Annotated in this window: 5 protein-coding genes and 1 pseudogene; 3 read left to right on the forward strand and 3 right to left on the reverse strand. The window is 71.2% G+C overall.

Translation table 11 applies throughout. The features are described from left to right. Positions 1–820: 820 nt before the first annotated feature. A complete protein-coding gene (locus PV721_RS40865) occupies positions 821–1543 on the reverse strand; it encodes a hypothetical protein (protein WP_319733580.1) in 723 nt (240 codons plus the stop codon). Between PV721_RS40865 and PV721_RS40870 the strand changes: the two genes are divergently transcribed. Next, the gene (locus tag PV721_RS40870; protein ID WP_319733582.1) at positions 1542–1688 is read left to right on the forward strand and encodes a hypothetical protein; all 147 of its coding nucleotides are present in this window, start codon (positions 1542–1544) and stop codon (positions 1686–1688) included. The two genes, PV721_RS40865 and PV721_RS40870, sit on opposite strands and share 2 nt — an antisense overlap. 395 nt (positions 1689–2083) lie before the next feature. On the opposite strand, the gene PV721_RS40875 is transcribed toward PV721_RS40870, so the two are convergent. Further along, on the reverse strand, positions 2084–3229 hold the full coding sequence (locus PV721_RS40875) for an amidinotransferase (protein WP_319733588.1): 1146 nt from the start codon (positions 3227–3229) through the stop codon (positions 2084–2086). Between the two features lie 646 nt (positions 3230–3875). On the opposite strand from PV721_RS40875, the gene PV721_RS40880 reads away from it, so the two are divergent. Both PV721_RS40880 and PV721_RS40885 read left to right on the forward strand, forming a co-directional pair. After that, entirely contained in the window at positions 3876–4223 is a 348-nt protein-coding gene (locus tag PV721_RS40880) for a hypothetical protein (protein WP_319733584.1), read from the forward strand. Between the two features lie 214 nt (positions 4224–4437). After that, positions 4438–4866, forward strand: coding sequence for an SRPBCC family protein (locus tag PV721_RS40885; protein WP_319733586.1), 429 nt, complete (start codon positions 4438–4440; stop codon positions 4864–4866). 380 nt (positions 4867–5246) lie between these two features. Here PV721_RS40885 and PV721_RS40890 read toward each other — a convergent pair. Further along, a pseudogene (locus tag PV721_RS40890) lies at positions 5247–5379 on the reverse strand (alpha/beta hydrolase); the annotation flags it as partial.

Raw genomic sequence — 5379 nt, forward strand, 5'->3', positions numbered from 1 at the left:
TTTTTTTTTATTATTCGGCGACCCACTAGGATTATACATTTTAAGTCGGCGGGAGCGGTCGAATGTTATAAGAGGCAGCAGGAAATCCGCGGACGAGGACGTCGGGGACCTCGACCTCACCGCCGAGGTGGACGAGGAGACCGGCCCGGACCAGGTGACCGACCGCAGCCGCCGTCACCCGCGGCCGGCCCCGCGGCAACGGGGCGCCGAGCGCCTCCATCAGCCGGTCTGCGGCCCACCCCGCCACCACCGGGCCCCGCAGCGCGGCGCGGACCGCCTCAGGGTCGGCGGCCTCCACCACCGCACGCGACCACAGGCCCGGCCCGACGTCCGCGGCCGGGACCAGGCCCGAACCCGTCGCCCACCGCCACGCCGCGGCCGGTACCCGCAGCCGGCCCGCCGCTCGACCCTCGTCGAACGTGCCCCGGCGCCAGCCCGTCCCGCGCCTGCGGCCCCCCGAGGCATCCGGCGAGACTCAGCCCGCCCGGCGGGCTCCTCACCGCAGGGCCGAAGACCCGGCACGGCCACGCCGGACGACCCCGCCCAGGCCCGCCGTGCGGCCCGCCGCCAAGCTCAAGCCCAAGCCCAGGAAGGTAAACCGGCCGTACCGTACGCCTGTACCGCACGGGCCGGTACGGCGCGCCCCAGGGGCGGGGGCCGCGGACATGACGGGGCTGCGCCGGGCCGCGCACGGCGTCACCGGCCCTGCCGTGGCCGCGCTCTGCCACCAGACCTACGGCCGATCGTGACTGAGCGCCCTCCTTGGTTCTGACCGCGCTTCGGTGACGACTACGGCTGACGGAGGACGCGGATCGAACCCTTACGGACAGCCCAAAGCCGATGCCACCCAGTTTTCGGAGGGTGGTGCGTCCTGGGGTGTGTCGTTTACCAGCCAGGAACCGTTCCACTCGACGTTCCACACCTCGCCGAGTGAGTTCTCGAACTCCACGAAACTCCCCGGAGCGCCTTCGAGGAGCCCGAGCTCCCTCAGCAGCACGTCGTGCGTGGCAAACCCGCGGGACGGACCCACACTGCCGCCCTTGGTCCTGGTGTTCTCGTATCGCATCCGCAGGTACGGAACCGGGGGCCGGGAGACGATCGTCGGCCGTAGCATGCGCTTGCACCGTAGAGCCGCCTCCTCCAGGCTCTCGTCTCCGCGGAACTCGCACTGGTACGCCGGGAAGACCGCTGAGACGACCTCGTTCAGGGCCTCGTTCCGCCCGTGGTGGTAGCCGTGCACGGGCGGTGAAGACGCTGCCACGGCGTCGAACCGGTAGGTCCCGTAAGAGAAGCCGGTGGCGATCGTGAGCGGTCGCGCGCCTGGTCCGCGCCCGAGGCGGTGCTGTCTCGCGAACTCAAGAACAGCCGTGGTCAGACCTTCGTCGTGGACGTCCAGCGAGTTCATTTGGTAGGCCCAGCCTCCGTCGACGTCCATGGCGAGGGAGAACATGAAGCGCGACATGGGCGACCATCGCCAGGCCAAGGGCAGGCCCGGTACCTCCTCGACGTTCCCGATCTTCCCGACAGCCTGTTCGATGTTCATGTCCGCCATCTTCTCCTTCCTGCGCCAGCTGCATGATCGGGGGAGGAAGGCGGGCCGGTTGCCACCGCTGATCGGAGACGGCTACGGCTACGGCTACGGCTACGGCTACGGCTACGGCCATGGCTCACGAAGGATGCGGCTCTGAGCAGGGTGAATGAGGCTGGAGTCGACGAAGATTGCCGATGGCATCCCGGGCCGCCCAGCTCGCCGGCGCCGTCCATGAAGGCGGAGCGGCTCGGCGCGCACTACACGGCTCGACTGAAGAGCCGGAGGCCATCGGCCCGTAGCCGGACCCGCTCTTGTGGACTACGGGAACAGCGGTGGGTGGAGCGGGTGCGGGGATCGTGCGGGGCCGTAGCGGTGCGGGCATCGCGCCCTGGCCAGGAACGCAACCTCCTCCACGTTGCGACGGTAGGACGGAAGTACGGTCCGCAGCCAGGGCTGCACGACCAGTACTGGGCGGCTTCCTGGAGGGTGGGGCCGCATCTGCTCGCGCAGTGCCTCGGCCGGCCGCTCCCAGGCTCTCGAGGGTGAGGGTGCTCACGGCAGGTAGGACTCCAGCGGGCCGCGGCGCCGGACGTCGAGCGTCGCGCAGTGGAAGGATCCCCCGAACGGGGCGTAGTGCTGCAGGTCGCATGGGATCGGCTCGTAGCCCCACGCCTCGAGCGCCCGGAGCATGCCGGTCTGCTTGCGCTCCGCGATCACGCGGCCGTTGCCGATCGCCAGGACGTTCATGCTGAGCCACTTCCCGCACATCGACGTGATGCCCAGCAGTCGCTCGTCGATCGGCTCGGGCTCCGGGGCCACGAGGACCTCCCACGAGTCGAGAACCGCCGGCAGTCGGCCGATGTCGATGTACTCGGGGTTGACCAACACCCTGCCGGGCGACAACGGCAGGAACGTCGTGTCGATGTGCATGGGGGTCGGGCAGCGGCTCTCGATCTCGTGGATGCGGTAACCCGAACCCAGGTGCCGGCGCAGCCACTCGATTCCCATGCGGTTGGTGACGTTGCTCCGGGTCACGAACAGGTCCCGCCCCGCCCTCACGAAGTCGGCGGCATCGAACACGGGCTCGAATTCGGTGAGGATGTAACGTCCGGGCGGACCGCTCTTCGGAACGCGATAGTCCGGCTCGTACAGAGCCTCGGTGAGCTGCGGTCGCGGCGCCGCGGTCCAGCGGGCTCCGCGCCGGAAGTAGTCCTTGAGGATGGTGCGGTAGGCGTGCGTCTCGAAGTACCGGCACGGCCAGGCCATCGGAGTCTCGATGATCTCGTCCCCGACCACCAGCAGGCTGTCGCGCGGACAGCTGCTGCAGAAGCCGCGCGAGGCCCAGTCGGGGGTGGCGAACCGCCGGGTGTGGTCCACCGGGTCCGGGCGCGTCACAGTGATCTGCAGGGATCGCAGCAGGGCGATGAACTGGTCGAGTTCGTGCTGCGCCGACTCCACCAGGATCCGCGGGTACCGCCGGCCGGCCGCGAGCCCCTGCAGGTGTGCCGCCCAGGGCGGGATGTTGCACGCCACGACCGGGTGCCGGGAGGGAAACGCGGCGCCGTCGAGCCGCCCCACGACGACCTCCTCCAGCGGGTCCCACTCGTTGTGCGAACTCACCGGCGGGCAGGCGGACGCTGCAACCGACTCGTCCGGTCCGTCGGCGGGCGACCGGCCCGGTCCCTGTGCTGCCGCCATCATGACCGCCTTCATTCCACGGAATCTTCGACTCCCACTGCCCGGGGCCCCCACGATGCCGCGCACGCCATGCCGGGCGACAGCCGGTGCGCCCGTATGGGTGGGCCTCAACACCACGCTCGCGAACGCGGTTGCCCGCGGTGCCCGACGCGGGCTCGAACCGGGCCTCAGTGGAGGCAGGCGACAGCGCCCCGCTCGTTGCATGGCCGAGAAGCGGGAAGGCGGGCGACCGGGCCGTCCAGATGTCGATCGTCACCCCCGGACGGCCCGCCTCCCGTCGGCCGCGTGGCGACCCAGAGCGGGCCAGCGGGAAGCTCAAGGCGCGGCCGAAGCTGAAGCGGGCGGCCGGCCGGGGTCGCGAAGGCGATCGGGATGCTGCTGGAGACCTCGACGGAGGAGACAACCGACGTCTGTGGTGGGTGCGGCACGGCGGCGGACCTGTCCCGCGCTGCCCGTCGCGGACCGGCCGGAAGAAGCGCACCCATGGGTGCGCTCACTGCAAGTCCCGGAGGGCGCAAGGGCGACCGGACCCCAGGGTTGCGGGGCTAACCCTCGGAGCCCGCACTGTGCCGCCCAGGACACGATGCAAACCCCGACGTCGTTTCATGCTCCGCCCCTCATCACGACGTAGAAGAAGGACACCGACATGCTCACCGACGTGCTCACCGGCTGGACCGCGGAGACCTCGGGCGGCCTGACCGTGCTGACCGCGATCGCCGTGTGGGGCTGGCTCCGCCGACGGCGGCCGGCCCGGCCGGACAGCGCCGCCCCTGCTGTCTCTGCGGGCGGCCGGACGGTCCGTACGTACACCCACCTCGGCGCCCGGGCCGCCGACCGCCAGCCCGTCCACCTGCCCACCAGCCAGCCCGCCGGAACGGTCGTGGCCTGGCCCACCGGGGCCCGCGCAGATGCGGAACGGTTCGAACTGACCGAGGCGCTGCTGCCGGACGGCACGTACGCGGCGGAGTGGGTGGGGCTGCACCGGCGGCGGTAGTGCGCTCGGCTCTGACCTGGCGGGGGCCGGACTGGCGTTGCGGTCCGGCTCCCCGCCACACACAGCATGCTCGCGCGGGGACGCGGTGGCCGATGGCCGAGGCCGCCGAGCTCATGGTCCTGCCCGGCGACGGCGCGACCGCGCTGGCAGAGTGGCACGTGGCGGCCGGCAGGGCATGCGCGGCCGCCGCAGACGCCCACGCACTGGAGACTCAATGAACCGTCGACTCGTGAGCGCCGCGCTGAACGTCCCGCTTCCGCCCGAAGCGGCCTTCCGGCTCTTCACCGCCCGGGGTGAGCGCGACTGGGTGCCGGGCTGGGAACCCGTTTTCCCGGTCGAGACGCCGGACGACACCGCGCCGGGGACCGTCTGGCTCACCGCGTCGCACGGAGAGGAGACGACATGGCTGGTTGCCTCCCAAGACTTCCCGCGGTCAGTCTCCTACGCCCGAATCACCCCAGGCGTCCGGGCCGGGACGGTCACCGTCACCCTGGCAGCGACCGAGGTCGGCTGCGAGGTGACGGTCACCTACGACATGACGCCCCTCACCCCGGCCGCGGCCAAGGCCCTCGACGAGTTCGCCGCCGAGTACCCGTCCTTCATCTGCTCCTGGGAGGAACTCATCACTGCCCACCTGGCTTGAACACCGCCGTTCAGGCGCAACGACGACAGCCGGGTCCCGGCATGCCGATTGGTGCTGATGGCGGTCCAGCCGACGCCGTCCGCAAACGCCGTCACGTCACCTCGTAGCGGTCGTCGGTGCCGTCCCCTGCCGCGGCGCCGCGCCTCACCTCCTTGCCCCCGCCCCGTCGCCGGGCGCGGACTGCTGCCGGTGGGCGGAGACCGGAGCCCCGGGCCGGGCCCATCTGCCTGCGTTCTGTCCGTATGGGTGTGAGTGGGAGTCGAGCCGGCGAGCATGCGCAGGGCGTTTTCCGACGGTGAGCCGGGTTCGACGGTGTAGAGGCCGAGGCTGGTCGGGCTCGCCGATGGGGGTGGCGGGGCCGGGTGCTCGGCGCGTCTGGTTCAGCCTGGGAGGGCGGCGAGCCAGTCGGTCAGCAGGCGGTTGACCTCGGCGGGGCGTTCCTGCTGGATCCAGTGGCCGCAGCCTTCCAGCAGGTGGGAGGCGGACAGGGCGGGAAGGGTGGAGGGGTAGGCG

The sequence above is a fragment of the Streptomyces sp. MB09-01 genome, from assembly GCF_033794505.1.
In the GTDB taxonomy this organism is placed as follows: Bacteria; Actinomycetota; Actinomycetes; order Streptomycetales; family Streptomycetaceae; genus Streptomyces.

What these genes read in the sequence shown, in the direction of transcription:
- PV721_RS40875 (WP_319733588.1), bottom strand. Translation starts at nt 3,229, where the DNA reads ATGGCGGCAGCACAGGGACCGGGCCGGTCGCCCGCCGACGGACCGGAC.
- PV721_RS40885 (WP_319733586.1), top strand. Translation starts at nt 4,438, where the DNA reads ATGAACCGTCGACTCGTGAGCGCCGCGCTGAACGTCCCGCTTCCGCCC.
- PV721_RS40870 (WP_319733582.1), top strand. Translation starts at nt 1,542, where the DNA reads ATGTCCGCCATCTTCTCCTTCCTGCGCCAGCTGCATGATCGGGGGAGG.
- PV721_RS40880 (WP_319733584.1), top strand. Translation starts at nt 3,876, where the DNA reads ATGCTCACCGACGTGCTCACCGGCTGGACCGCGGAGACCTCGGGCGGC.
- PV721_RS40865 (WP_319733580.1), bottom strand. Translation starts at nt 1,543, where the DNA reads ATGAACATCGAACAGGCTGTCGGGAAGATCGGGAACGTCGAGGAGGTA.